Origin of the sequence: Amycolatopsis sp. Hca4, from assembly GCF_013364075.1 — a bacterium.
In the GTDB taxonomy this organism is placed as follows: domain Bacteria; phylum Actinomycetota; class Actinomycetes; order Mycobacteriales; family Pseudonocardiaceae; genus Amycolatopsis.
In genome coordinates this window covers 3,043,069-3,067,595 of sequence record NZ_CP054925.1, presented here as the reverse complement: position 1 = coordinate 3,067,595, position 24,527 = coordinate 3,043,069, and the positions used below count along the sequence as shown (strand labels likewise).

General features: G+C 73.5%; 20 protein-coding genes. 16 read left to right on the top strand and 4 right to left on the bottom strand.

What is annotated here, in order from left to right; translation table 11 throughout:
• Window positions 1–11: 11 nt before the first annotated feature.
• Together HUT10_RS13385 and HUT10_RS13380 are read right to left on the bottom strand one after the other, a co-directional pair.
• Window positions 12–1,313, bottom strand: coding sequence for an MFS transporter (locus HUT10_RS13385; protein ID WP_176171509.1), 1,302 nt, complete (start codon window positions 1,311–1,313; stop codon window positions 12–14).
• A gap of 308 nt (window positions 1,314–1,621) precedes the next feature.
• Window positions 1,622–3,139: an amino acid adenylation domain-containing protein gene (locus HUT10_RS13380; protein ID WP_176171508.1), complete on the bottom strand. Its 1,518-nt coding sequence runs from the start codon at window positions 3,137–3,139 to the stop codon at window positions 1,622–1,624.
• 191 nt (window positions 3,140–3,330) lie between these two features.
• Here HUT10_RS13380 and HUT10_RS13375 point away from each other — a divergent pair, with 191 nt between their 5' ends.
• The 8 genes from HUT10_RS13375 (at window position 3,331) to HUT10_RS13340 (ending at window position 16,583) form a co-directional block, all read left to right on the top strand.
• The gene (locus HUT10_RS13375) at window positions 3,331–7,587 is read left to right on the top strand and encodes a condensation domain-containing protein (RefSeq protein ID WP_176171507.1); all 4,257 of its coding nucleotides are present in this window, start codon (window positions 3,331–3,333) and stop codon (window positions 7,585–7,587) included.
• Window positions 7,584–9,242: a condensation domain-containing protein gene (locus HUT10_RS13370; RefSeq protein WP_176171506.1), complete on the top strand. Its 1,659-nt coding sequence runs from the start codon at window positions 7,584–7,586 to the stop codon at window positions 9,240–9,242. Before HUT10_RS13375 ends, HUT10_RS13370 begins: the two co-directional genes overlap by 4 nt.
• Window positions 9,239–10,000 carry a thioesterase II family protein gene (locus HUT10_RS13365; RefSeq protein WP_176171505.1) on the top strand — a complete coding sequence of 254 codons (762 nt, stop codon included), beginning with the start codon at window positions 9,239–9,241 and terminating at the stop codon, window positions 9,998–10,000. Before HUT10_RS13370 ends, HUT10_RS13365 begins: the two co-directional genes overlap by 4 nt.
• Window positions 10,001–10,003: 3 nt before the next feature.
• Window positions 10,004–11,341 (top strand): condensation domain-containing protein, encoded by a 1,338-nt coding sequence (locus tag HUT10_RS13360; protein WP_176171504.1) that lies wholly within the window; start codon window positions 10,004–10,006, stop codon window positions 11,339–11,341.
• On the top strand, window positions 11,338–12,330 hold the full coding sequence (gene sbnA, locus HUT10_RS13355; RefSeq protein ID WP_176171503.1) for a 2,3-diaminopropionate biosynthesis protein SbnA: 993 nt from the start codon (window positions 11,338–11,340) through the stop codon (window positions 12,328–12,330). The genes HUT10_RS13360 and sbnA overlap by 4 nt, the downstream gene beginning before the upstream one ends.
• Entirely contained in the window at window positions 12,327–13,367 is a 1,041-nt protein-coding gene (locus tag HUT10_RS13350; protein ID WP_176171502.1) for an ornithine cyclodeaminase, read from the top strand. Before sbnA ends, HUT10_RS13350 begins: the two co-directional genes overlap by 4 nt.
• A gap of 19 nt (window positions 13,368–13,386) precedes the next feature.
• Complete coding sequence (locus HUT10_RS13345; protein ID WP_176171501.1) at window positions 13,387–15,687, top strand: M20/M25/M40 family metallo-hydrolase; 2,301 nt, start codon at window positions 13,387–13,389, stop codon at window positions 15,685–15,687.
• 518 nt (window positions 15,688–16,205) lie between these two features.
• A complete protein-coding gene (locus tag HUT10_RS13340) occupies window positions 16,206–16,583 on the top strand; it encodes a hypothetical protein (protein WP_176171500.1) in 378 nt (125 codons plus the stop codon).
• Window positions 16,584–16,598: 15 nt separating this feature from the next.
• Here HUT10_RS13340 and HUT10_RS13335 read toward each other — a convergent pair whose 3' ends face one another.
• A complete protein-coding gene (locus HUT10_RS13335; protein ID WP_176171499.1) occupies window positions 16,599–17,207 on the bottom strand; it encodes a hypothetical protein in 609 nt (202 codons plus the stop codon).
• An 88-nt stretch (window positions 17,208–17,295) separates the two neighbouring features.
• On the opposite strand from HUT10_RS13335, the gene HUT10_RS13330 reads away from it, so the two are divergent.
• Window positions 17,296–18,000, top strand: coding sequence for a flavodoxin family protein (locus HUT10_RS13330; RefSeq protein ID WP_176171498.1), 705 nt, complete (start codon window positions 17,296–17,298; stop codon window positions 17,998–18,000).
• 3 nt (window positions 18,001–18,003) lie between these two features.
• Window positions 18,004–19,194 (top strand): cation:proton antiporter, encoded by a 1,191-nt coding sequence (locus tag HUT10_RS13325; RefSeq protein ID WP_176171497.1) that lies wholly within the window; start codon window positions 18,004–18,006, stop codon window positions 19,192–19,194.
• Window positions 19,195–19,222: 28 nt separating this feature from the next.
• Here HUT10_RS13325 and HUT10_RS50915 read toward each other — a convergent pair whose 3' ends face one another.
• Window positions 19,223–19,414 (bottom strand): hypothetical protein, encoded by a 192-nt coding sequence (locus HUT10_RS50915; RefSeq protein ID WP_254896856.1) that lies wholly within the window; start codon window positions 19,412–19,414, stop codon window positions 19,223–19,225.
• A gap of 42 nt (window positions 19,415–19,456) precedes the next feature.
• Between HUT10_RS50915 and HUT10_RS50910 the strand changes: the two genes are divergently transcribed.
• The 6 genes from HUT10_RS50910 to HUT10_RS13295 all read left to right on the top strand — a co-directional run bounded on the left by HUT10_RS50910 (window position 19,457) and on the right by HUT10_RS13295 (window position 24,505).
• The gene (locus tag HUT10_RS50910) at window positions 19,457–19,879 is read left to right on the top strand and encodes an RNA polymerase sigma factor (protein WP_254896855.1); all 423 of its coding nucleotides are present in this window, start codon (window positions 19,457–19,459) and stop codon (window positions 19,877–19,879) included.
• The gene (locus HUT10_RS13315) at window positions 19,876–20,106 is read left to right on the top strand and encodes an anti-sigma factor (RefSeq protein ID WP_176171496.1); all 231 of its coding nucleotides are present in this window, start codon (window positions 19,876–19,878) and stop codon (window positions 20,104–20,106) included. The genes HUT10_RS50910 and HUT10_RS13315 overlap by 4 nt, the downstream gene beginning before the upstream one ends.
• Entirely contained in the window at window positions 20,103–20,978 is an 876-nt protein-coding gene (locus HUT10_RS13310) for a hypothetical protein (protein WP_176171495.1), read from the top strand. The genes HUT10_RS13315 and HUT10_RS13310 overlap by 4 nt, the downstream gene beginning before the upstream one ends.
• Before the next feature lie 197 nt (window positions 20,979–21,175).
• Window positions 21,176–21,883, top strand: a complete 708-nt coding sequence (locus tag HUT10_RS13305) for a response regulator transcription factor (RefSeq protein WP_176171494.1) — start codon at window positions 21,176–21,178, stop codon at window positions 21,881–21,883.
• A gap of 160 nt (window positions 21,884–22,043) precedes the next feature.
• Window positions 22,044–23,465 (top strand): aspartate aminotransferase family protein, encoded by a 1,422-nt coding sequence (locus tag HUT10_RS13300; protein WP_176171493.1) that lies wholly within the window; start codon window positions 22,044–22,046, stop codon window positions 23,463–23,465.
• Window positions 23,462–24,505, top strand: a complete 1,044-nt coding sequence (locus HUT10_RS13295; protein WP_217709601.1) for an NAD(P)-dependent oxidoreductase — start codon at window positions 23,462–23,464, stop codon at window positions 24,503–24,505. Before HUT10_RS13300 ends, HUT10_RS13295 begins: the two co-directional genes overlap by 4 nt.
• Window positions 24,506–24,527: the final 22 nt, after the last annotated feature.

The window sequence follows — 24,527 nt, the reverse complement described above, 5'->3', positions numbered from 1 at the left end:
CGGGGAAACCGCTACTCGCGCAGCCCGCGCAGCAGCCGCGCGCCCAGCACCACCAGCGCCGCGGTCGCCGCCGCCGCGACGAAGAACGGCGCCCGCAGCGAGAACTGCTGGGCGGCGAGCCCGCCGGCGAAGGCGCCGAGCGGGGCCAGGCCGTTGACGAACAGCCGGTAGGCGGCGTTGACCCGCCCGTAGCTCTCCGCCGGGATCAGCCGCAGCCGCAGCGTCGTGCTCACCACCCCGCCCAGCGACGCGGCCGCGCCGACCAGCAGCAACGCGGGCGCCGCCACCCAGGCGTCCGAGGTCAGCGCGGCCACCAGCAGCGGGACCGGGCACAGCGCGAAGGCCAGCAGCAGCGTCCGCCGCGCGCCGATCCGCGCCCTGAGGGCCGGGGTGACCGCGAAGCCGAGCAGGCCGCCCACCGCGATGAGGGCCATCAGCACGCCGTACAGCACCGGGCTGACGTGCAGCACCTCCAGCGCGTACAGGACGGCGATGCCGAGGACGCCGACGACGGCGAAGTTCAGCACCCCCATGAGCAGGCACAGCGACCGCAGCAGGCGGTGGCGCAGCAGCCACCGGACGGCCCCGGCCGTGTCGGCGGCGACCGATCCCCGTGCCGCCGCCGGGGGCCGCGGCACGGGCGGCCGACGGCGGCCCAGCGCCATGATCAACAGCGCCGACACCACGAAGCTGACCGTGTCCACCGCGAACGGCACCGCGTACGCCCAGGCGAACAGCAGCGCCGCGATGGGCGTGCCGATGAACTCGGTGGTGACCATCTGGCCGCCGAAGAGCAGGCTGTTGGCCGAGTCCAGCGACCGCGACCCGGCCACGTCCGGGGTGATCGCCTGCGACAGGTTGTCGGCCAGCGTGTCCAGGCAGCTGAGCAGGAACGCCGTGCCGACCAGCACCGCGATGCCGGTCCCGCCGAGCACGGTGACCAGGGTGAACGCGCCCATGGTCGCGGCCCGGCCCAGTTCGCAGAGCCACAGCGTCCGCACCCGGTCGAACCGGTCGACCACCACCCCGGAGAACGGGCCGACCAGCAGCCACGGCAGCTGCCCGGCCACCGTCACCAGCGCCACCGGGAGCGGGTCACGGGTCAGCACCGCGGCGAAGAGCGCGAAGGCGGCGAACCGCACACCGTCGCCGAGGCCGGAGATGGTGGTGGCGCTCCAGAGGTACCAGAACCGCGGGTCCGGCCGCTTCGATCGGGTTCCGGTGGCGGGCTCGGTCGAGGCCGGTGGTCGTGCGGCGGAACCGCTGGGGCTGTCGGGGTGCGGGGTGGAGGTTCCGGATTCGGTGGTGGCCATCGCCTGGGTGGGGCGGGGAGCGTGGCCGGGTCGAGTCGGCCGGTTCGCCGTGGTTCCGGCGGTGGGCTCGGTCGAGGCTGCTGGTCGTGTGGCGGAACCGCCGGGGCTGTCGGGGTGCGGGGTGGAGGTTCCGGGTTCGGTGGTGGCCATCGCCTGGGCGGGGCGGGGAGCGTGGCCGGGTCGAGCCGGCCGGTTCGCCGTGGTTTCGGTGGTGGGCTCGGTCGAGGCCGGTGGTTGCGTGGCGGAACCGCCGGAACCGCTGGGGCTGTCGGGGTGCGGGATGGAGGTCCCGGATCCGGTGGTGGCCATCACCCGGGCGGGGCCGGGAGCGCGGCCCGGTCGATCTTGCCGACGGCGGTGAGCGGGAACTCGGCCAGCCACACGAACACGGCCGGGATCATCGCCGGCGGCAGCTGCCCGGCCAGCGTCCGCCGCAGTGCCGCGACCGGCAGCTCCGGCGCGCCCGCCGCGCGGGTCAGGTAGGCCACCAGCCGGTGCCCGCCGCCGGGTGCGGGCCGGGCCACCACCAGCGCCTGGGCGATCTCGGGCCGCGCGGCCAGCGCGGCCTCCACCTCGGCGGGTTCCACCCGGTGGCCGCGGATCTTGACCTGGTGGTCCAGCCGGCCGAGGAAGTCCAGGACGCCGTCCGGCCGCCACCGGGCCCGGTCCCCGGTGCGGTACAGGCGTTCCCCGGCGCGGGCGGGGTGCGGCACGAAGCGTTCCGCGGTCTGCGCCGGCCGTCCCTGGTAGCCCCGCGCCAGCTGGCCACCCCCGATGACCAGCTCGCCGGTCACCCCGGGCGGGCACGGCACGCCCGCCGGGTCGAGCACCAGGATCTCCGTGCCCGGGACGGGCCGCCCGATCGGGATGGGGTCGGCCGCCCCCGGCGCGACCTCGTGCAGGGTGACCGCGATCGTCGCCTCGGTCGGCCCGTAGAGGTTGTACAGCGCGGCACCGGGCAGCACCTCGGCGAACCGGGCGGCCAGCTCGGCGTTGAGCTCCTCGCCGCCGCAGATCACCGTGCTCAGCGCGGCCGCCCGCTCGGCGGCCCGCGGTTCGGCCAGGAAGTGGCGCAGCAGCGAGGGGAAGAAGTCGCACGCGGTGACGCCGTAGTGGTCGTGCACGTCCAGCAGGTAGGCCGGGTCGCCGTGGTTGAGCGGCTCGGCGAGCACCAGCCGTCCGCCGCTCATCACCGGCACCAGCAGCTCCCACAGCGACGGGTCCGACGCCAGCGGCGTCTTGTGCAGGACGACGTCGTCCGCGCCGAACCCGAACCGGGTGCAGAGCCACCCCAGCTGGGTCGCGAGGGCCTCGTACGGCACGACCACGCCCTTCGGCGTCCCGGTCGACCCGGACGTGTAGACGACGTAGGCGGCAGCCGCACCCAGGTACGGCACGTCCGGCCGCGTGGCCGGGAAGTTCGCCCACTCCGCGTGCAGCGCCTCCACCGGAAGGGCGCCGTCCAGCGGGAGAGCGCCGGAAGTGAGCGTCACCGCGGGCGCCGAGTCGGCCCGGACGTGGGCCAGCCGGGCGGCGGGCAGGTGCGGGTCGAGCGGCACGTAGACCGCGCCGGCCTTGAAGACGCCGAGCAGCACGGCGATCAGGTCGAGGCCGCGGTCGAGGTGGACGCCCACCCGGTCTTCGGCGCCGACGCCCTTGGCCCGCAGCCAGTGGGCGATCCGGTTGGCCGACTCGTCGAGCTCGCGGTAGGTGCGCGACACCGCGTTCAAATCGGTGTCGGCGAGCACCGCCACCGCGTCCGGGGTCTCGGCGGCCCGCTGCTCGACCCACCGGTGCACCGGCTGGATCCCTGTCCGGAGTGACATGTCCGCCTCTCGTGTCCGGGGTCGGTGGCCAGCGTCCCGGCGGCGCGGCCCGGGACGCCAGTCGGGGAAACGACCCCGGGCCCGGCGGCGTCCGGGACGTCACCGACTACCGCCGTCCGGTGGGCTGGGAAGGATGGGCCCCACCGATGTTCGTGCGCGGGATCTCTTCGGAACGAAGGTGGTTCGACTCCATGGGGAACGACTGGCTCAGTCCGGAGCAGCGCAAGCTCCTGGACCGGATGCTCGACGAGGAGGGCGTCGACCGCGGGGAGTCCCCGATCGTGGCGCGCGGTGGCGACCGGTCGGCGCTGCCGCTGTCGTTCGCCCAGGAGCGCATGTGGTTCTTCCACCGCCTGCAGCCGGCGTCCACGATGTACAACATCGTCGGCGCGGCCACCCTGCGCGGGCACACCGACCCGGCCGTCCTGCAGCGCTGCGTCGACGAACTGGTGCGGCGGCACGAGGTGCTGCGCTCGACGTTCCACCTCGTCGACGCCGGCACCTCGGTGCAGCGGGTCAACCCGCCCGGCCCGGTCCCGATGCCCGTCGCCGACCTGCGCGAGCTCGACCCGGCCGCCCGTGACGAAGCCGTGCGCGCCCGGTACGCCGAAGAAGTCGACCGCCCCTTCGACCTGACGAAGGACCTGCTGCTGCGGCCGGCCCTGCTGCGCGTGGCCGACGACGAGCACCTGCTGCTGCTCAGCCAGCACCACATCGCCACCGACGGCTGGTCGCTCGGCATCCTGCTGCAGGAACTGGCTTCCCTGTACGACGCCTACGCCGCGGGCCGGCCGCCCGCGCTGCCCGAACCGGAGCTGCACTACGGCGACTTCGCCCTGTGGCAGCAGGACTGGCAGGCCACCGGCGCGCTCGACGAGCACCTCGAGTACTGGCGCGCCCGGCTCACCGGCGCGCACGCACTCGACCTGCCCACCGGGCGGCTGCGGGTCGCCGACCGCAGCTGGGACGGCGGCATGTGCGAGGTGCACGTCCCGGCCGAGCTGGTCGGCCGGCTCACCGCGCTGGGCGAGTCCGAGCGGGCGACCCTGTTCATGGTGCTGCTGACCGCGGTGTCCACCGTGCTCTCGCGGTGGACCGGGCAGCAGGACCTGGTGGTCGGCGTGCCGGTCGCCAACCGCAACCGCAGTGAGATCGAGTCGATGGTCGGCAGCTTCGTCAACACCCTGCCGATGCGGGTGGAGCTGACCGGCGAGCCGACCTTCCGCGAGCTGCTGCGCCGCTGCCGCCAGGAAGCGGTGGACGGGTACGCCCACCAGGACGTGCCGTTCGAGAAGATCATCGAGGAGATCAACCCCGAGCGGGAGGCCAGCGCGCACACCCCGCTCATCCGGCACATGCTGGGCCTGCACAACACGCCGTGGCAGGAGCTGCGGGTGCCCGGGCTCGCCGTGGACATCCTCACCCTCGACACCGGCAAGGCCCGGTTCGACCTCGAGTTCGAGCTGACCCCGGCCGACGACGGCGCCATCACCGGGCAGCTGTGGTTCGCGGCCGACATCATGGACGAGCCCTACGTGCGGCGGCTGCTGGATTCGGTGTACGCGGTGCTCGCCGCCGCGGTCGCCGACCCGGACACCCCGGTGTGGCGGCTGCCGCTCGGTGTCACCCCCGTCGAACCCGCGGCCGGCGAAGTCCCCGCGGCTCCCGTGGCGCCCCCGGTGGACGTGGTGCCGAGCCGCGCGGAGGTCACCTCGCTCGCCCGGGACCTGCGTGACCACCACGGCGTGACCGAAGGCAGCGTGGTCGCGCTTTGCCTGCCGCACAACGCGGAACTGGCGGTCGCGCTGCCCGCCGTCCTCGCGGCCGGGGCGGTGGCGCTGCCGCTGGACCCGGGCCTGAGCCGCGCCGAGCTCACCGCGGCGATCACCGAGGCGGCCGCGGAACGGGTGCTCACCACCGCGGCCCTGATGGACCGGTTCGGGGACGCGGCCGTCGACGTGGCCACGCTCGGCTCCGCCGGCACGGACCCGCTGCCCGCGCCGGAGACGGCCGCGGTGTGCCTGCGTTCGCGGGGCGGCACGCTGACCACCCACTCCGCTGCCGACCTGATGGCCCGGGCCCGCACGCTGGCGGACCGGTTCCCCGCCAGGACGATCGCCGTGTCACCCGGTGCCAGTCCCGATCTGCTCGTCACCGCCCTGCTGTGGCCGGGTGCCACGGTGGTCTTCGGCTCCGGGCAGGCGGACCTGCTGCTGACCACCCCGGCGCATTTGTCCACTTCGGACATCAGCGCGGCCCGCGTGCTGAGCACGGGCGAGCCGTTGTGGCCGGACGCCGTCGCGGCGTTCGCCCGCGCGTTCCCCGGGAGCGAGCTGGTCAACCTGTACTCCCTCACCGAGGTGGGCCCGGTGGCCGCGCACGTGGTCGACCCGGCCGCCCCGGTGCCGTCCGGCCGGATCCCGGCCGGCACCCCGCTGGGCGCCCGGCCGCAGGTGCGCGACGAGCGCGGCGAACCCGTCCCCGACGGCGTGGCGGGCGATCTCCACGTGTTCGCGTCCGGTGTGCTGGTGCCCACCGGCGACCGGGCCCGCTGGAACGTCCGGGGCGAGCTGGAGGTCCTGGGCAAGCCGGCCGGCCGCACCTGGGTCGACGGACGACCGGCCGAGCTCGGCGACGTCGTCGCGGAGCTGACCGCGCACCCGGCGGTGTCCCGTGCCCACCTCGCCCGCACCGAGGCGGGCGAACTCGTCGCGCACGTCGTGCCCGAGACCGCTCCGGTGGCCGGCGACGGCGGCCGCGAGCGGTTCGTCCAGGACTACCTCGCGCGGGACCCGGAAAGCGACCCGCTGCTCAACCTCACCGGCTGGCGGAGCCCGGACAGCGGCGCGGACCTGCCCGCGGCCGCGCTGCGCGAGTGGCTCGACGGCGGCGTGCGGCACATCCTGGACACCGGACCGCGGCGGGTGCTGGAGATCGGCTGCCGCAACGGGCACCTGCTGTTCAAGCTCGCTCCGCGCTGCGACGCCTACCGGGCGACCGAGCTCTCCGGCCGCGCCCGCCGCTCGATCGAGCGGCAGCGCGACCGGCTCGCCGCCAAGGCCGGCGTCGTCGAGCTGGCCGACCTGCCGCCCGACGACCTCACCGGCCTCGGCGGGGACTTCGACACCGTCGTGGTCAACGGGCTGGCCGGCTACTGCCCCGGCCCCGCCTACCTCGAGCGCACCCTCGCCGAAGCGGTCCGGGCGACCCGGCCCGGCGGCACCGTCTTCGTCTCCGACGTGGCGGACCTGACCGCACGGGAAGCAGCGCACCTGGCCGCCGAGGCCGCCCGGCTCCCGGTCGGTGCGCCCGCGTCCCGGCTGCGGGAGGCGCTCGCCCGGCGGGCCGCCACCACCGGCGGCCTGGCCCTGCACCCGGACTGGTTCCGCGCGGTGGCGACCCGGCTGCCCGGGGTGCGGGACGTCGCCGTCCTGCGCCGGATCGGGACGCACCCCAGCGAGCTGACCCGGTTCCGGTTCGACGTCGTCCTGCACGTGGCAGGCGAGGAGGACCCGCTGCCGCCCGTGCGGGAGCTGGACTGGGCGGACGTCACCCGCGAAGGACTCGCCGACGCGCTGGCCGACGGACCGGACCTCGTCGTCCTGCACGGCATCCCGGTGGCCGGCCTGACCGGGGTGGCGGCGGCGCTCGCCCGGCTCGCCACCGCGGACACCGCCGGCGAAGTGCGCACGGTCCTCGACGCCCCCGACGCCGGGGCGGACCCGGCCGAGGTGGTCGCCACCGCGGCCGGGCTGGGTTTCGACGCGGCGGCCGGGCCGTCCGGGGGCGGGTTCGCCGAGCTGACCGTGGCCCTGCGCCGGCAGGGGAGTGCCGCGGTGCCGCTGTCGCGGGTGCTCGCCGCGGCCGTCACCGCCGGCGCGTGTCCCGGCCCGCTGGCCGGGGACACCGCCTTCGCCGAGTGGGCCAGGACCATGCCCGCGGTCGTCCGCGGCTGGCTGCGGGACCGGTTGCCGCTCAACGCCGTTCCCGCGTCGGTGGTGCCGGTGACCGCGTGGCCGTACCGGCCCGACGGCTCCACCGACACCGCCGCCTTCACCGCGCCGGCCGGGTCGGCCCCGGAGTCCGAAGTGGACTCCGGAGAGCCGCGGACCCCCACGCAGAAGACCGTGCTGACCATCTGGTCGGACATCCTCGGCGTCGACCACATGGGGATCAACGACGACTTCTTCGCGTTGGGCGGGCATTCGCTGATGGGTGCCCTCGTCGTCGACCGGCTGCGCGAGGAGTTCGCCGTCGACCTGCCGCTGGGCCAGCTGTTCCAGACCCCCACCGTCGCCGAGGTCGCCGAGTACCTCGACGGCCGCAGCGCCCCGGGCCCGGAGGCGGTGCCCGAAGAAGCGCCGGCCGCGCCCATCCGCGCGCTGGACCGCTCGGCACACCGCCGCAAGCGGCCGGCGTCCTCCCGCGCACAGGAGCGGAGCCGATGACCGACCTCCAGGAAGAAGAGCAGGACGTCTTCGTCGTGCCCACCTCGTTCGCCCAGCAGAGCATGTGGCTGGAGAACGAGCTGGACCCCGGCCAGGCCACCTACCACGTGGTGGCCGCCGTCCGGCTGGCCGGCGAGCTCGACCGGGACGCGCTCGAACGCGGCCTCAACACCGTGGTGGCCCGGCACGAGGCGCTGCACACCGTGTTCGAGCTCGACGACGACGGCCCGGTGCAGGTGATCGGGGCGCCGCCGGTGCTGACCATCGGCGTCACCGACGTCGACCCGGCCGGCGCCGAGGCCGCGGTCGCCGCCGAGGTCCGGGTGCCGTTCGACCTCGAACGGGGCCCGCTGGTGCGGCTGGCGCTGCTGCGCACCGCGCCCGAGGAGCACATCGCCGTGCTCACCATGCACCACATCGTCACCGACGGGCTCTCCTCGGCGATCTTCGTCGCCGAGCTGGCCGCCTGCTACGTCGCCTACCGCGAGGGGCGCGAACCCCCGCTGCCGCCACTGCCCATCCAGTACGCCGACTTCGCCGTGTGGCAACGGGAAAACCTGACCGGCGCCAAGCTGGAGGCGCTCCGGGCGTACTGGGCGGACAGCCTCGCCGGGGCTCCCGCGCTCACGCTGGCCACCGACCGGCCGCACCCGGCCGTCCCCTCGGCCGACGGCGCCACGCACGTCTTCGCGGTCCCGGCCGCCCTCGTCGACCAGGTCGAGGCGTTCGCCAGGGCGGAGCGCGTCACCGCGTTCATGGTCTTCCTCGCCGCTTTCGACGTGCTGCTGGCCCGCTACAGCGGCCAGCGCGACATCACCGTGGTCTCCCCGATGGCCGGGCGGGTCCGGCCGGAGGTGGAGAACCTCATCGGGTTCTTCGTCAACCCGCTGCTGCTGCGGGTCGACCTCGGGGACGCGCCTTCGGGCCGCGACCTCGTCGCCCGCGTGCGGGCCGCCTGCGCCGGGGCGTACGAGCACCAGGAGTTCCCGTTCGAGCTGGCGCTGGAGATCCTGCGGGAGGAGCGGGGTGCCACCGCCGGCACCCCGCAGGCGCAGGCGATGCTGGTGCTGCAGAACCAGCCGCCGGTCGACCTGCGGGCCGCGGGCCTGGCCTTCGAGCCGCTGCGGGCGGACACCCGCACCGCGGGCTACGAGCTGGCCCTCGACCTCGAACCGGACGGCACCGGGGCGTACCGGGCCTTCCTGGAGTACGCCCGCGACCTGTTCGACGAGGCCACCGCGGTGGAACTGGCGGAAGCGTTCGTCGATGTCCTCGCCTGCCTGGTCGCCGACCCCGACGCCGCGGTGGACCTGACCGCCGTGCGCGAGCCACCGCGGACACGGCCCGCCGAGCCGCAGCCCGAACCCGCCGAGGCCGCCTACCGCGCCCCGGAAACGCCGATCGAGCTCGAGCTGCAGGAGGTGTTCGGCGAGCTGCTGGGCGCCGAGCGGGTGGGGCTGGACGACGACTTCTTCGTGCTGGGCGGCGATTCGCTGTCGCTGATCCAGCTGCGCAACCGGATCCGCGAGCGGTTCGGCGTGGAGTTCCGGGTCCGCGACCTGACCACCCGGGTCGACATCGCCACCCTGGCCCCGATGGTGCTGCAGCGGATGCTCGACCAGGACCCTGCGGCGTCGGTGAAGGAGGACTCGTGACCGCCACCCGCGCGCCCCGCCGTCCCCGGTGGTTCCTGCGGGAACCCGCCCCGGACGCCGGGGTCCGGCTGTTCTGCCTGCCGTACTCCGGCTGCGGCGCCAGCATGTACCGGCAGTGGCCGGCCAGGGTCGCCGACATCGAGCTCTGCCCGGTGCAGCTGCCGGGGCGGGAGAACCGGATGCGGGAGGAACCGTTCTCCTCCTTCGGTTCCCTGGCCGAGATGCTCTGCGACGCCCTCGCGCCCTACCTCGACCGGCCGTTCGCCTTCTTCGGGCACTGCAGCTCGGCCCTCGTCGCCTACGAAACCGCGCTGCGGCTCCAGCGGCGCGGCCTGCCGGTGCCCACCCGCCTCTTCGTGTCTTCCCAGGTCGCGCCGCACAAGGGCCCGCACGGGCGGTTCCTGGAGATGTCCGAGGACGAGCTGCGCGCGGAGGTCGTCACGCTGATCACCGAGCTCGGCGGCGTCCCGCGCCCGGACATGGTCGACCTGAGCCTCGAGGTGCTGCTGTCCGATGTGGACGCGCACAAGGCGTACGGGGTCAGCCCGCCGGACCCGTTGCCCTGTCCGGCTTCCGTGCTCGGCTGGGACGCCGACGTCGAAGTCCCGCACGAGCTGCTGCACGACTGGTCGGACCTCGGCGAGACCTCGTTCCGGCTGCTCCCCGGGCCGCACTACGGGTTCATCCCCGGTCCCGACGCGCTGCTGCGCGCGTTCGCGACCGACCTCGGCCGCACCCACCAGCCGCAGGGCGGGTGAGGCGTGGGACCCGCTGAAACGACTTCGCGCGCCGAGCTGGAAGCCGCCTTGCTGCGCCGGCTGCGCGGCAAGGACCAGGGCATCCCGCGCCGGCCGCGCCCCGCCGGGCCTGCCCGGTTCCCGGCGTCCCCGGGACAGGCCGCGGCGTGCGTCAAGGCCTGGCGCGACCCGGCGCGGCCGGACCGGGTCGTCCTCAGTGGACTCCGGCTGCGCGCCGCGCTGGACGTGCCCGCGCTCGAGCGCGCGCTCGCGGCCGTGGTCCGGCGGCACGAGACGCTGCGGACGACGTTCGAGCCGGACGGCGACGACGTCGTCCAGGTGGTCCACCCGGCGATGGACGTGCCGGTGACCGTCGTCGAAGCCACCGAGGACGACTTCGCCGCCCAGACCCTGGCCGCCCTCGAACCGGCGATGGACCTGCGCACCGGCCCGCTGCTCCGGTTCCGGGTGCTCCGGCTGGCGGCCGACGACCACATCGTCGTCGTGGTGCTGCACCACGTCATCGCCGACGCCCGAGCCACTGAGGTGCTGCTCGCCGACCTCGCCGAGGCCTACCTCGGCGGCGACCTGGCGCCCCTGCCGATCCAGTACGCCGACTACGTGCTGTGGCAGCGGGAGCGGCCCGCGGCGACGGCCGGGTACTGGCGCACCCGGCTCGCCGGCGCGACGGCCGTCCCGATCCCGTCGGACTCCCCGCCGTTCGACGGGCCCGCGCACCAGGGCGACCTGCACACTGCGGCCGTCCCGGACGCGCTGTTCGCGCGGCTGCGCACGGTCGGCCGGGCGCACGGCGTCACGGTGTTCGTCACCGCGCTCGCCGCGTTCCAGGTGCTGCTCGCGCGGCTCGGCGGCGTCCGGGACGTCGCCGTCCCGGTCCCGGTCGCGGTCCGCGACCGCGCCGAGGTGGAAGGGCTCATCGCCGACTTCTCCCACTCGATGGTGAGCCGGCTCGACCTGGCGGGCGACCCGTCCTTCGAAGCTCTGCTGGCCACCGTGCGGGACCGCTTCGCCGAGGACCTCGACCACGCCGACGTGCCCCGGGAGCTGTTCGACCACCTCGAGTTCGGCGTCGACCGCGAGACGGCGACCGACGGGGCCGGGCCGGCCCTGGAGCCCCTGCCGCCGCGCTGGCCGTACGCCGAGCGGCCGCTCACCGTGCGCCTCGGCCACGACGACGAGCACGCGACGCTGTACGTCACCTACCGTTGCCGCGACTTCTCCCGGCAGCGCGCCGCCGACCTGGCGGAGGATTACCTGACCGTGCTGGCCGGCTGCCTCGCGGACCCCGGCGCGAGCCCGTTCGGCCCGGGCGCCCCCGCCCTGCGGATCGGCTGCCGATGACCCGCATCCACCGCGACGCCACCGAGCTCGTGTTCGACGACGTGTTCCTCGAACTGCCCGACGTCCTGCCCGGCAGCCGGGTCATCCTCAAGATCGAGGGCCTCAACCCGGCCGGGTCGATCAAGTTCAAGACCGCGCTCGGCCTGGTGGACTCGGTCGAGCGCGACGGCAGGCTGCGGCCGGGCGGGCGGATCGTCGAGTCGTCGTCCGGCAGCCTCGGGGTGGCCCTGAGCCTGGTCTGCGCCCAGCGCGGCTACCGGTTCACCTGCGTGGTCGACCCGGTGACCAACCCGCAGGCGATCGAGCACATGCGGGCCATGGGCGCGGAGGTGCTGACCGTGCGCGACCGCGACGAGAACGGCGGGTTCCTGGCCACCCGGATCCGGCTCATCGAGCGGCTGCTGCGCGAGGACCCGGACCTGGTGTGGGTGAACCAGTACGCCAACCCGGCCAACCCCGGCGTGCACGCGCGGCTCACCGCGCGCTCGATCCTGGCCGCCGTGCCGCACGTGCACTACCTGTTCGTCGGGGTCGGCACGGCCGGCACGCTCATGGGCTGCGTCGAAGCCTTCCGCCGGGCGTCCCCGGCCACCCGGATCATCGCCGCCGACTCGGTCGGCTCGGTCACCTTCGGGCAGGCGCCGGGCCCGCGGCACATCCCCGGCCTCGGCACCAGCAGGCACCCCGAGATCTGCGACCCGACCGCACCCGACGACCTGGTCCGGATCCGCGAGATCGACACGATCCGCGAGTGCCGCGAGCTGTCGCGCCGCATCGGGCTGCTCGTCGGCGGCTCCACCGGCACGGTGGTCCGGGCCATCCGCGGCTACGCCGAGCGCATCCCGCCGGGCAGCACGGTGGTCGCGATCTCGCCGGACTTCGGCGACCGCTACCTGAGCACGATCTACGACTCGGACTGGGTCGAGCGGACCTACGGGCTCAGCCCGGCCGAGCCCCTGTCCCCGAGCGAAACGGTGATGAGGTCATGAGTTCCTGGCTGACCGGCGCACTGGCCGAGCCCCGGCCCGAGTCCCTGCTCTTCCTCCGCCGCGACGAGGTCGTCGAGTGCCTGGCGGACTGCGACCCGGTCGGCGTCGTCCGCGACGCCCTCCTCGCCCACGGCGCCGGGGACACGACCCTGCCCGGCGAGGCGTACCTGGCGTGGCACAACGGGAAGGGCGCCTACACGCGCTCGATCGGCATGCCCGGCGCGGTGGCGGGCCGGGACTTCGGCATGAAGATCATCAACGCCAGCGTCACCAACCCGGAGCTCGGCATGGAGCGCGCGGGCGGGCTCGGCCTGTGCTTCGACTCCGAAACCGCGCGGGTGACCACGGTGATGGAGGTCGGGGTCCTCAGCGCCGTGCGCACCGCGGCGGTCAGCGCCCTCGCCGTCGACGCGGCCGGCTACGGCGCCGCCGAGCGGGTCGGCGTCGTCGGCTGCGGCACCCAGGCCCGGCTCCACCTGGCCCTGCTGCTGTCCCGCACGGACACCGTCACCGACGTCACCCTCTTCGACGAGCGGACCGCCGCCGCGGAAGCTCTGGCCGGGTCGCTGACCGCCCGGCACCCCGGGCTGCGGGTCACCCTCGCCCCGGGCGTCCCGGAGGCCATGGCGGGCCGTGATGTCGTCTTCTTCCTCACCACCGCGTCCGAGGGCTACGTCCGCGAGGAGTGGATCGCCCCGGGAGCGCTGCTGGTCAACGTCTCCCTCGGCGACCTGACCGACGAGGTGCTGATCGGCGCCCGCGCGCTGTACATCGACGATCTCGAGCTCATCGTCGAGAACCCGCGCCGCCCGCTGGGCCGGCTGATCGGCGAGGGCCGGATCGCCCCGGCCGCCGCCGCGGGGCCCTCGGTCACCGCGACGATCGCCGAACTGCTGGCCGAACCGGCCAAGCCGGTCGAGGAGGGCTACGTCGTCGTCAACCCGTTCGGCCTGGGCGTGCTGGACGTGGCGCTGTTCGCCGAAGTCCGCGCCCAGGCGGAGAAAGCCGGCCGGGGCCAGCGGCTCCGGCTCCTGTGAGGAGCCCACCCTGACCACGGTGAAGGAACCCGATCCCCGGTTCGCCACTCCCGACGAGCGGCCGGTTGTGCGCCGGGCGTGGCCCGCGTGGGCCGCCGGTGCGCTGGTCCTGCTGCTCGGCGTGCTTTCCGTGCTGCAGAGCGCGATCGCGCCCGCGCCGCGGCCGTCGAACGCGCCGGCGGCCGGCTTCTCGGCGATCCGGGCGCAGGCCGAGCTGGCGCAGCTCGCCGAGCAGCCGCACCCGGCCGGGTCGGCCGCCAACGAGCAGGTCCGGGACCGGCTGGTGGCCCGGCTCACCGAGCTGGGGCTGCGGCCGTCCGTGCAGCGGGCCGGCGCGGGGGACGGCGGGCGCACCTACGGCTGGGTGCAGAACGTGTCCGCGACGCTGCCCGGCACCGCGCGGGCGGGCCGGGTGCTGCTGGTGGCCCACTACGACTCGGTGGAGATCGGCCCCGGCGCCACCGACGACGGCGTGGGCGTGGTGACTCTGCTGGAGATCGCGCGGGCGCTGACCTCGGGACCGGCCCCGAGGGCTGACGTCACCTTCCTGTTCACCGACAGCGAGGAAGCCGGGCTGCTGGGCGCGCGGGCGTTCACCGAGGCGGGCCTGGCCGGGGACCCGGCGCGGGACGTCGTGCTGAACCTGGACGCCCGGGGCACGACGGGCCGGACGATCATGTTCGAGACCGGGCCGCACAGCGCCGCGCTGATGCCGGCGGTGCGGGCCGGTACGCCGCTGGCGACGTCGCTGTCCCGCGAGGTGTACCGGCTGCTGCCGAACGACACCGACTTCACGGTCTTCCGCGGCGCGGCCCACACCGGGCTGAACTTCGCGATGATCGACGGCAGCGCGCCGTACCACTCCGAGCTGGACGACCTGTCCCATGTGGACCCGGCGAGCCTGCAGGACATGGGGAACACGGTGCTGGCGGCGACCAGGACGCTGGCGGACGGCGTCCCGGCACTCACCGGGGAGGCGGAGTACTTCACGGTGTTCGGTTTCCTGGTGAGCTACCCGGCCGGAGCGGTCCTGCCGCCGGCGGCGCTGGCCCTGCTCGCGGCGGCCGCGGCGGTGTGGTTCGCCCGCCGCCGCGGCCGGCTGCGCCTGGCGGCGTCGGCGCGGTACGCGGGCGCGGCCCTGCTGGTGCCGGTGGCCGGGGCGGCGATCGGCTGGCTGGCGTGGCAGGCGCTGCTCCTGGCCGACCCGGGCGACGGCCGCTTCCTCGGCGGCGACCCGTACGACCCGGTGCTCGCGCGGGTCGGGCTGATGCTGCTGGTGCTGGTGGTGTCGGCGTTGTGGCTGCTGTGGCCGGCCCGCCGGGCTCGCCCGGCCGAGGTCGCGGCGGGTGGGACGGCGATCCTGGCGGTGCTCGCGGTGGCGACCGCGCTGCTGCTGCCGGGGGCGGCTTATGTGTTCACCTGGCCGGCGTTGGCCGGGGCGGCCGGGCTGGCGGTGACGGCCTGGTTGCCGCCGGAGTCGCCGTGGCGGGCCGCGGTCACCTGGTTGTCCGGCGTGCCGTTGGTGGTGCTGGTGGCCCCGCTCGGGTGGCTGCTGTTCGGCACGGTCGGGCTCGCCCTGGCGGCGGTTCCGTTGCTGCTGCTGGGTTTGGCGGCGGTGACGGTGGTCCCGGCGTGGCGGACGCCGCCGTCCACCCGGCCGGCACTGGCGGTGGCGGCGGTCGTGGCACTGGCCGGGACGGGCTTGGTGGTGGCCGGCGCCGCGGCCGACTCGGGCGACCCGGCCCAGGCGAGCTTGGTGTACGCGCTGGACGCCGACCGCAACCAGGCGCTGTGGGCGACCGAGGGCGACGGGTCGGGCGCGTGGGTGGAGCAGCGCGCCCCGCACGACGATCCGGGGCTGGAGCAGCGGTTCCCGGGGTTGTACGGCTCGGAGGGGATCCGCAGTGGCCCGGCCCCGGTGGTCCCGGTACCGGCGGCCACGGTGAAGGTCGTGGGCGAGACGGCAACCGGTGACGCTCGCCGGGTCCGGCTGCGGATTTCGGTGACGGGCCGCCCGACCCGGGTGGTGCTGTACGCCGCGGGCCCGGTCGTCCAGGCGGCGGTGGGGAATGCGACGTTCCCGGGCGGAACGAACCGGCCGTCCACGGAGAGCGACTGGCGCTGGGGGCTGACGCTTTCCGCACCACCGCAGGAAGGGGCCGGGGTGACGCTCACGGTGCGAGGGCCGGTCCGGCTGTCGGTGGTGGCGCAGAGCGCGGAGTTCCCGCTGTCCGCATTGGACAGTCCACGGCCGGGGTCGGTGCGGTGGGGAGGCTATGCGAGCGGCCTGACCTTCGCGGCGCGGTCGTACCGGATCTGAGCCAGGCCGGTCAGCGAGCGGTCCGGCTGCCGGCTGTGATCCATCGGATCGGGAGCAAGAGCGCGACGATCCGCAGTCCACGGCGAGCCGCGTTTCGGCGCCCCGAGACACGATCGAGGGACGCTTCGTAACAGCACTCGGGCAAAATTCGATGGGTGTACCGACGACCACTCCGTTTGTCCAGTCGCGAGGAGCGCGGTGAATTCGGGTACCACTGCGATCATTGTCGCGGGTCTCAGCATCGTCGTAATCGGCATCGGTCTCCTGGTTGCCGCCACAACCCACGGCGAACTGCTGCTGCGAAGGGTTTTCCACCCGCGCACCGGTTCGCCGATTCCCCACGGAGCATTGTCGGCACTCCGCGTGCTGGGCGTCTTGGCTGTGGTGATCGTGATCCGACACCGACGACCTCGTCGACGGCGTCGTCCGTGCCGACCACGTCGTCGCCGACCCGAACCCCGACCGAGGAACCCTCCGAGAAGTTCCTCTCCGACATCAAGGTCGGCGACAGCCGCGGGTTGAACCAGAACCCCGCCCTCACCTTGGACGGCACTTTCTACCCGGACAGCATCGAAGTCGGGTGCATTTTCGGCATGGGGAAGACGCTGGCACCGTTCGCAGTGGGCGGTTACCGCACTTTCGACGCCACGATCGGCGTGAACGACGCCGATCCGTCACCGGAAGTCCAGCAGGAGATCCCGTGCACGGTGAAAATCCTGACCGGCACGAAAGTCCTGTGGCAGGACACGGTCAAGCCGTCCGAGGTGAAACACATCTCCTTCCCGTTGCAGGGAGCTGCGCGGATCAACATCGAATGCAACCTCAACGGGCCGGCCAAGGGGTACAACGTCGGCCGGTACCCGCTCGGATTCGGCTCGGCCAAGATCGTCCGTTGACCGGCGCTCGCCTCATCACAAAGCGGCGCGGCCTTCCGCGAAGAACGCCGCGATCGCGGCCGCGTCGCCGAGCTCCGACACCGCGCGTGCCGCGCCGAAGGGCGCGTTCCAGAAGCCACCCTCCCGCGGGGTGAACGGACCGACGTAGGCATACGGCTCACCGACGTACCCATCGCCGGGGGAGACCCCGTAGTTCACCTCCGCCACCGAGATCGCGACGTCGAAGTGCTCGGGCCACAGGATCGGGACCGACTCCGGCGCGAAGGCCCGCAGCGCGCGGTCGCCCTCGGTGAACGCCCGCACCAGCGCGGCCAGCACGTCGGCGGCGAAGACGATCGGCTCGTCCGGCCGGATGCCCGGACCCCCGGAATAGACCCCCGCCGGGGCGCCCGCTTCGATCCCCGCCTCCGCCGCGACCTCGGCGTACGTCCGCCCGGCCAGCCGCAGGCGGGTGTCACCGGCCACCAGCTCGGCACCCTCGACGCGCAGCGCGGGCCCGGCTGCCGTGGCGAAGCCGCCGTCGGTGACCGACAGGTCGATGCGGCCCGTCGCGCGGTGCTGGGGGCCGGCCAGCAGCAGCTCGGCCACGCCGTGCAGGGACCTTCGGGTCGGTTCCCAGTCCATCCGAACTCCTCGTGTAACGCCCGGGCCGGTTCCGGGCACTGAGCCTGCCGTCGAAGCAGTGTGCCCGAACTCCTCCGAAAGGACGACCATGCCGACCTACGACGACCTGCGCGCCCTGTTCCTCAACGGCACCCTCAAGCGCTCGCCGGAGCCCAGCAACACCGACGGCCTGATCGACGTCAGCCGCGGGATCATGGAGAAGAACGGCGTCCGGGTCGAGGTGCTGCGGGCGATCGACCACGACATCGCCACCGGGGTCTGGCCGGACATGACCGAGCACGGCCGGCCCGCCGACGCCTGGCCGGCCATCTACGAGAAGGTGCTGGCGGCCGACATCCTCGTGCTCGTCGGGCCGATCTGGCTGGGGGACAACAGTTCGGTGATGAAGCAGGTCATCGAGCGGCTGTACGCGTGCTCGCACCTGCTCAACGACGCCGGCCAGTACGCCTACTACGGCCGCGTCGGCGGCTGCCTCATCACCGGCAACGAAGACGGCGTCAAGCACTGCGCGATGAACGTCCTCTACAGCCTGCAGCACCTCGGCTACACCATCCCGCCGCAGGCGGACGCGGGCTGGATCGGCGAAGCCGGGCCCGGACCGTCCTACCTGGACCCGGGCTCGGGCGGCCCGGAGAACGACTTCACCAACCGCAACACCACCTTCATGACGTGGAACCTGCTGCACCTCGCCCGGATGCTCAAAGACGCCGGCGGCATCCCCGCGCACGGCAACCAGCGCAGCGAATGGGACGCCGGCTGCCGGTTCGACTTCGCCAACCCCGAATACCGCTGAGCCGTGCCCGGCGTCGGCTTCGTCAACCTGTTCGCGGTCGCGGCCATCGCGCTCGCCGCGCCGCTGCTGCTCGGGCTCGTGCCGAAACTGCGGGTGCCGGCCGTGGTGCTGGAGATCGGGGCCGGGATCGCGCTCGGGCCGTCCGGGCTCGGCTGGGTCGAGCCGGACCTGCCGGTGCAGATCGCCGCCCTGCTCGGGCTCGCCTTCCTGCTCTTCCTGGCCGGCTTGGAGATCGACGTGCACCGGCTGCGCGGGCGGGCGCTGCGGGTGGCACTGCTGGGCTACGTCCTGACGCTGGCGCTCGGGCTCGCCGCCGGTGCCGGGTTCGCCGCCGCCGGGTGGGTGCGCAGCCCCCTGCTGGTCGCCGTGGCGCTCTCGGCGACGTCGCTCGGCCTGGTCGTGCCGGTGCTCAAGGACGCCGGGCAGGCCGAAAGCGGGCTCGGGCAGGCGGTCATCGCCGCCTCCTCGGTAGCCGACTTCGCCGCCGTCCTGCTGGTCTCGCTGCTGTTTTCGGCCTCCGGTGGCAGCACGGGCGCGCGGCTGGTGCTGCTCGCCGCGTTCGGCGGGCTGGTCGTCGTGACCGCCGCCGTGATCGCGCTGGCAGGCCGGTCGCGCCGGCTCGGGGCGACCCTGGTGCGCCTGCAGGACACCACGGCCGAGATCCGCGTCCGCGCGGCCGTCGCGCTGCTCGTCGCGTTCGTGGCACTGGCGGAAACTTTCGGCCTCGAAAGCATTCTCGGGGCGTTCCTGGCGGGCGCGGTCGTCGGCCTGCTCGACCGCGACTCGGCGTCGCACCCGCGGTTCCGGGTCAAGCTGGACGCCATCGGGTACGGCTTCCTGGTGCCGGTCTTCTTCGTCACCAGCGGCCTGCGCCTCGACCTGTCCGGGCTGCTCGCCGACGCGGCCGCGCTCGCCAGGGTTCCGCTGTTCCTGGCCGCGCTGTTGCTGGCCCGCGGGGTCCCGGCGCTGCTCCTCGCCCGCGAATCCGGGCTGCGGCAGGCGATCGCGGCCGGCCTGCTGCAGGCGACGTCGCTGCCGTTCCTGGTGACGGCCACCCAGATCGGTGTCCTCACCGGACTGATGACGCCGGTGACCGCGGCCGCGCTCGTCTGCGCCGGCTTGCTGTCGGTGCTGGTGTTCCCGGCCGCGGCACTGTCGCTGCTGCGGCCGCGGGACCGGGCGGCCGTAAGATGACCGTCACCTGTTTCGCCCGTTCCGGCGCTTATATTCGTCCGGTGAGCCAGCTCCCGCCGGACACCGAACTCGTCGCCGCGCTGCGCGGCGGGGACGACGGCACCTTCGCCGCCGTCCTCGACGCGTGGTCGGCGTCGATGCTGCGCCTGGCCCGCTCGTTCGTCTCCACCCACGCCTCGGCCGAGGAGGTCGTCCAGGACACCTGGCTGGCCGTGGTCAAGAGCCTCGACGCGTTCGAGGGCGCTCGGCGTTCAAGACCTGGGTGTACCGGATCCTGGTCAACACCGCGAAAAAGCGCGGTGCCGCCGAGCACCGCAGCATCCCGTGGGCCAGCCTCGCCCCCGACGGCGAGGACCGCGGGCCCACCGTCGACCCGGCCCGCTTCCGCGGGCCCGGCGACCGTTACCCGGGCGGCTGGCGGGAGTTCCCCGCCGCGTGGCCTTCACCGGAAGGCACCGCGCTCGCCCTCGAAGTCCGGCGGGTGATCGCCGGAGCGCTCGACGAGCTGCCCGCCCGCCAGCGCGCTGTCATCAGCCTCCGCGACGTCGCCGACCACAGCGCCGACGAGGTGTGCGAGCTGCTCGAAATCACCGCGGCCAACCAGCGGGTACTCTTGCACCGCGCGCGGGCCGTGGTGCGGGAACGGCTCGCGGAATACCTGGGCGCCGAGGGGAAACCGGCATGACGTGCGAAGAGTTCGTCGAGCTCGTCACCGCTTTCCTCGAGGGAGCGCTCGGCCCGGAGACCGAGGCCCGTTTCGTCGAACACCTGGCGCTGTGCGAAGGCTGCGAAACCTACCTCGACCAGTTCCGCACGACGATCACGGAACTGGGCTCGCTCCCCGCCGAGACGCTGTCACCCGAAGTCCGCGACAGCGTCCTCGGCGCCTTTCGCGATTGGCACGCCCGATGAACACTTCCCGAACGTCCTTTGCCGACTCATCCGCCGACCGCGTCCGCCCTGCGACGCGGGTGCTCGCGGTGGTGATCGTGCCGTTCCTGGTGGCGGCCTTCGTCATCTGCTACCTGGTGCCGACCCGGACGGCGCAGCTGTTCGCCTGGGGGATCAAGCCGCCGTTGACGGCAATGCTGCTGGCGGCGGTCTACCTCGGCGGAGCGTTCTTCTTCGTCCGCGTGGCGACGGCGAAGCGCTGGTCGGAGGTCGCGCTCGGCTTCCCGCCGGTGGCGTTGTTCGCGTCCCTGCTCGGCGTCACGACGGTGCTGCACTGGGACCGGTTCAGCCACGGTCACGTTGCGTTCTTCGCCTGGGCCGGGCTGTACTTCGCCGCGCCGGTCTTCGTGGTCGTGATCGCGGTCGTGAACAGCCGGGCGGCTCGCCAGGCGGTGATCGCCGCGGAACCACGGCTGCCGTCGCCCGTCCGGATCGTGCTGGGCGTGACCGGGCTGGCCGAACTGGTGGTGGCGGCGGGGTTGTTCGTGCTGCCGGGCGGGGTGGGCGGTCTGTGGCCGTGGGCGGTGACGCCGTTGACAGCCCGCACGTTGGCCGCGGTGTACGCGCTCGGGCTGGCCAACGTCCTGATCGCGGTGGACGCCCGGGCCGCGCGGGTGCACCTCCAGCTGGAGGTGCAGACGGTCATGCTGACCCTGATCGCGATCGCCGTCGTCCTGCGGCGCGGGGACTTCGCCGCGGGACCGGGCGCCGGGTACGCGTTCGCGGGCATCGTGCTCGCCGAGCTGGCGGTGGTCACGGTGGGGTTGATCGGCATCGCGCGCAGGGGAGCGGCCGCGGCGCGGCTGGGGCACGTCGGTGGTCACCGGGTGTAGCACGCCTTCCGGGGTGGTTCACCCGGTTGCCCGGTCGGTGCGTCTCCGCGCTGACCGGCGGTTGGTGAAGTGGTCCTTGAACCTTCCTTGAGTACCGCGCGACACGCTCGCCTGCGGTCGGAAGCAGGACCCACCCACCATGACCGACGAAGAACGGCCGTGCCGTGGGCACGATACTTTTGCGACTGGGGAGCGAAGTGGCATTCGAGCGCGAACACCGCACGGCGGGACCGGAAACCGAGGTCCTGCTGGCCGAGCAGTGGCCGCTGAACCGGGCCGAAACGAGACGGAAGCTGGAGCAGGACCCGGCGCTGCGCGTGTCGGCGGAGGTCGAGTCGCTCGTGTCGCTGAGAGGGGTCGTGCGCGCCGTGTCGCCGTCGGCGGTCGTCGTTGCCGTCGATCTGCTCGGTAGTGGGGACGAAGCCGCGCTGGCCGAACTCGCGGTGCCCGTGCTGCTCATCGGCGAGCAGGACGACGGCGACCGCGTCGCGCGCCTGCTCTCCCCGCGCGTGCGGGGGTTCGTGTGCCGATCGGACGGCGCGCCCGAACTGGCCGGCGCTGTGCGCGCGGTGGCCGCCGGCCACGCCAGCCTGCCGCCCGCGGTGGCCGGGAAGCTGCTGGACACCCTCGTGCGGAACCCGCCGCGGCCGGCCGTGTTCGACCAGCTCACCCAGCGGGAGCAGGATGTCCTGCAGTACATCTCGCAGGGGCTGACGACGGCCGAGATCGCCGCCGAAATGGTCGTGCAGACCAGCACGATCAAGTCGCACATCTACCACCTGCTGCAGAAGCTGCGGGTGCGGGACCGCACGCAGGCCGTCGCGCTGGCCTACCGGTCGGGCATCGTGCACGTGCCCGCGCCCCGGTTCGCCGACCGTGGGGACGTGCCGCTGCCGTCGGTGTGAGAAAGCGTTTTCGATGGCCGGGCACGTTCGTGTCCGGCCATCTCATTCGTTTGGCGGAGAACAGGACAGGGGACATCTCAGACCGGCGGCGGACGCGTCGCGCGAGTGCTCTGCCGTAGTTTTCATCGGAGTCGGCCGCAAAATCGTCCCGAGGAGCAAGATGGCCAGCCTGATCTCCGTCGAAGAATGCGAATCCCTCACCGTCAAGCAATTGCAGTCGCTTTACCGGGACCACGTGAGCAGGGCCCAGGTCTCGCTCATGTCGACGTTCGGTTTCGGCAAACGGCTGGTGGAAAGCGCGGACGGGGTGTGGATCACCACCCGCGACGGCGAGCGCATCCTGGACTTCACCGGCGCGGTCGGTGTCCTCAACCACGGCCACAACCACCCGCGCATCCTCGCCGCGAGAAAACGGTTCCACGATCTGCACCGGATGGAGGTGCACAAGGCGTTCTTTTCGCCGTACGTCGCCGCGCTCAGCCACAATGTCGCCCAAGTGCTGCCCGGTGACCTGAACATCTCCTACTTCCCCAATTCCGGTGCCGAGGCCAACGAAGGCGCGGTCAAACTCGCCTACAAGTACCACGAGGGCAACCGGAACACGATCCTGCGCTCGGACATCAGCTTCCACGGCAAGCTCTTGGCCACCGGCAGCCTGACCGGATCGCGGGAGAACAGCTTCGAGTTCCCCGGCATCCCCAACGTTCCCTACCCGTACGGCGACGTCGGAGCCGTGCGCGAGCTGATGGCCGCGCACCGCAAGGCCGACGGGACGTCCGACGTCTACGCGATCCTCGTCGAGCCGTTCAGCGCTTCCACCATGCGTCACTGGAGCGAGGACGCCCTGCGCGAACTGCGGGAACTCTGCACCGCCGAAGACATCGTGCTGATCTTCGACGAGATCTACACGGGCTGGGGCAAGACCGGCAGCCTGTTCTACTTCATGCGCCACGAGGGCCTGGTGCCCGACGTGCTCACCTACTCGAAGTCCTTCGGCGGCGGCAAGGCGTCGATCTCCGGCTACACCGTGCGCGAGCCGCTGTTCCGCCAGGCCTACGACCGGCTCGGCGACGTCATCCTGCACACCACCACCTACTACGGCTTCGGCGAGGAGACCGCGACCGCGATCGAGGCCGTCAACGTCGCGGTGGAGGAGGACTTCCCGCGCCGGGCCAGGGAGATCGAAGCCGTGCTCGGCGCCGGCCTGGAACGGCTGCAGAAGGAGTTCCCCGACACGATCACGCGGGTGTCCGGTACCGGCTCCCTGTTCGGCGTCTTCCTCGACAGCGGACCGGCCATCCTGAACATGGCCGCCCGGCTCGCGCCGTCGGGGTTCGCCAAGGACCCGAAGTTCCGGACCAAGCTCGTGACCAGCGCGGTGATCAGCGAGCTCTACCGCGAGCACGGGATCCTGACCTACTTCAGCCCCAACGGCGACACGCCACTGGTGGTCGCGCCGTCGCTGGTGGTCGGCCGCGAGGAGATCGAACAGTTCCTCGACGCGCTCGGCAAGACCCTCGCCAAGGGCCTGCCGCGGCTGCTGGCGAAGTTCGTCAAGGACCGCGTGAGGGCGCAGTGGTGAGCCGGGTGCTGGTGACCGGCAGCAGCGGGATGCTGGGCGGCAACCTCGTCCGCCGGTTGCGGGCCGACGGCGCCGAGGTCGTCGGCGTCGACCTGAACCCGCCGCGGGAACCCGTGGCCGGGGTCACCGAGGTCCGCGGCGACATCCGCGATCCCGCGCTGCTCGACCGGGCCGCCGACGGCGTCGACGCCGTGGTGCACTGCGCAGCCGCGCTGCCCAGCTACGCCGACGACGAGATCCGCTCGGTCATCGTCGACGGCACCCGCAACGTGCTGCGGGCGAGCCGCGACCGGGCGGTGCCGCGGGTCGTGCACATCTCCTCGACCGCCGTCTACGGCCTGCCGGACGTCGTCCCGACCCCCGAGTCCTACCCGCGCCGCCCGGTCGATCCCTACAGCCGCGCCAAGACGGCGGCCGAAGAGGTCTGCGAAGCCTTCCGCAGCGACGGGCTGTGCGTGGCGGTGCTGCGGCCCAAGACGTTCCTGGGTCCGGGCCGGATGGGCCTGTTCGCGATGCTGTTCGAGTGGGCGGCCGAAGGCCACAACTTCCCGGTGCTCGGCCGCGGCGACGTGCGGATCCAGATGTTCGGCGTCGGCGACCTCGTGGACGCCGTCGTCACCACCCTCGGCGCCGAGCGGGCGATCGCCGACGACACCTACAACCTCGGCGCCGCCGACTTCGGCACCATCCGCGAGGACTTCCAGTGCGTGCTCGACGCGGCCGGCCACGGCAAGCGGGTCGTGTCGCTGCCGGCCAGGCCGGCGCTCACGGTGCTCCGGACGCTGCAGCGGTACAAGCTGTCGCCGGTCTACGGGCGCCTGCTGCACAAGCTGATGGCCGATTCCTACGTCAGCATCGACAAGGCCCGCGAGCGGCTCGGCTTCGTCCCGCGGCTGTCCAACCGGCAGGCCATCCTGGACACCTACCGCTGGTGGTGCACGCAGCGCGGGCCGTCCCGCAAGCCGGCCGCCGGCGCCGGCCGCACCTCGCGCGACCCGTGGAACCAGGGCGCGCTGGGCCTGGTGAAGGCCCTGTTCTGACCCCACGGACGGATCGACGGAG

Excerpts from the sequence above, each read along its gene's own strand:
- HUT10_RS13385 (WP_176171509.1), bottom strand. The coding sequence starts at position 1,313 with ATGGCCACCACCGAATCCGGAACCTCCACCCCGCACCCCGACAGCCCC.
- HUT10_RS13380 (WP_176171508.1), bottom strand. The coding sequence starts at position 3,139 with ATGTCACTCCGGACAGGGATCCAGCCGGTGCACCGGTGGGTCGAGCAG.
- HUT10_RS13375 (WP_176171507.1), top strand. The coding sequence starts at position 3,331 with ATGGGGAACGACTGGCTCAGTCCGGAGCAGCGCAAGCTCCTGGACCGG.
- HUT10_RS13370 (WP_176171506.1), top strand. The coding sequence starts at position 7,584 with ATGACCGACCTCCAGGAAGAAGAGCAGGACGTCTTCGTCGTGCCCACC.
- sbnA (WP_176171503.1), top strand. The coding sequence starts at position 11,338 with ATGACCCGCATCCACCGCGACGCCACCGAGCTCGTGTTCGACGACGTG.
- HUT10_RS13350 (WP_176171502.1), top strand. The coding sequence starts at position 12,327 with ATGAGTTCCTGGCTGACCGGCGCACTGGCCGAGCCCCGGCCCGAGTCC.
- HUT10_RS13335 (WP_176171499.1), bottom strand. The coding sequence starts at position 17,207 with ATGGACTGGGAACCGACCCGAAGGTCCCTGCACGGCGTGGCCGAGCTG.
- HUT10_RS13330 (WP_176171498.1), top strand. The coding sequence starts at position 17,296 with ATGCCGACCTACGACGACCTGCGCGCCCTGTTCCTCAACGGCACCCTC.
- HUT10_RS13315 (WP_176171496.1), top strand. The coding sequence starts at position 19,876 with ATGACGTGCGAAGAGTTCGTCGAGCTCGTCACCGCTTTCCTCGAGGGA.
- HUT10_RS13310 (WP_176171495.1), top strand. The coding sequence starts at position 20,103 with ATGAACACTTCCCGAACGTCCTTTGCCGACTCATCCGCCGACCGCGTC.
- HUT10_RS13300 (WP_176171493.1), top strand. The coding sequence starts at position 22,044 with ATGGCCAGCCTGATCTCCGTCGAAGAATGCGAATCCCTCACCGTCAAG.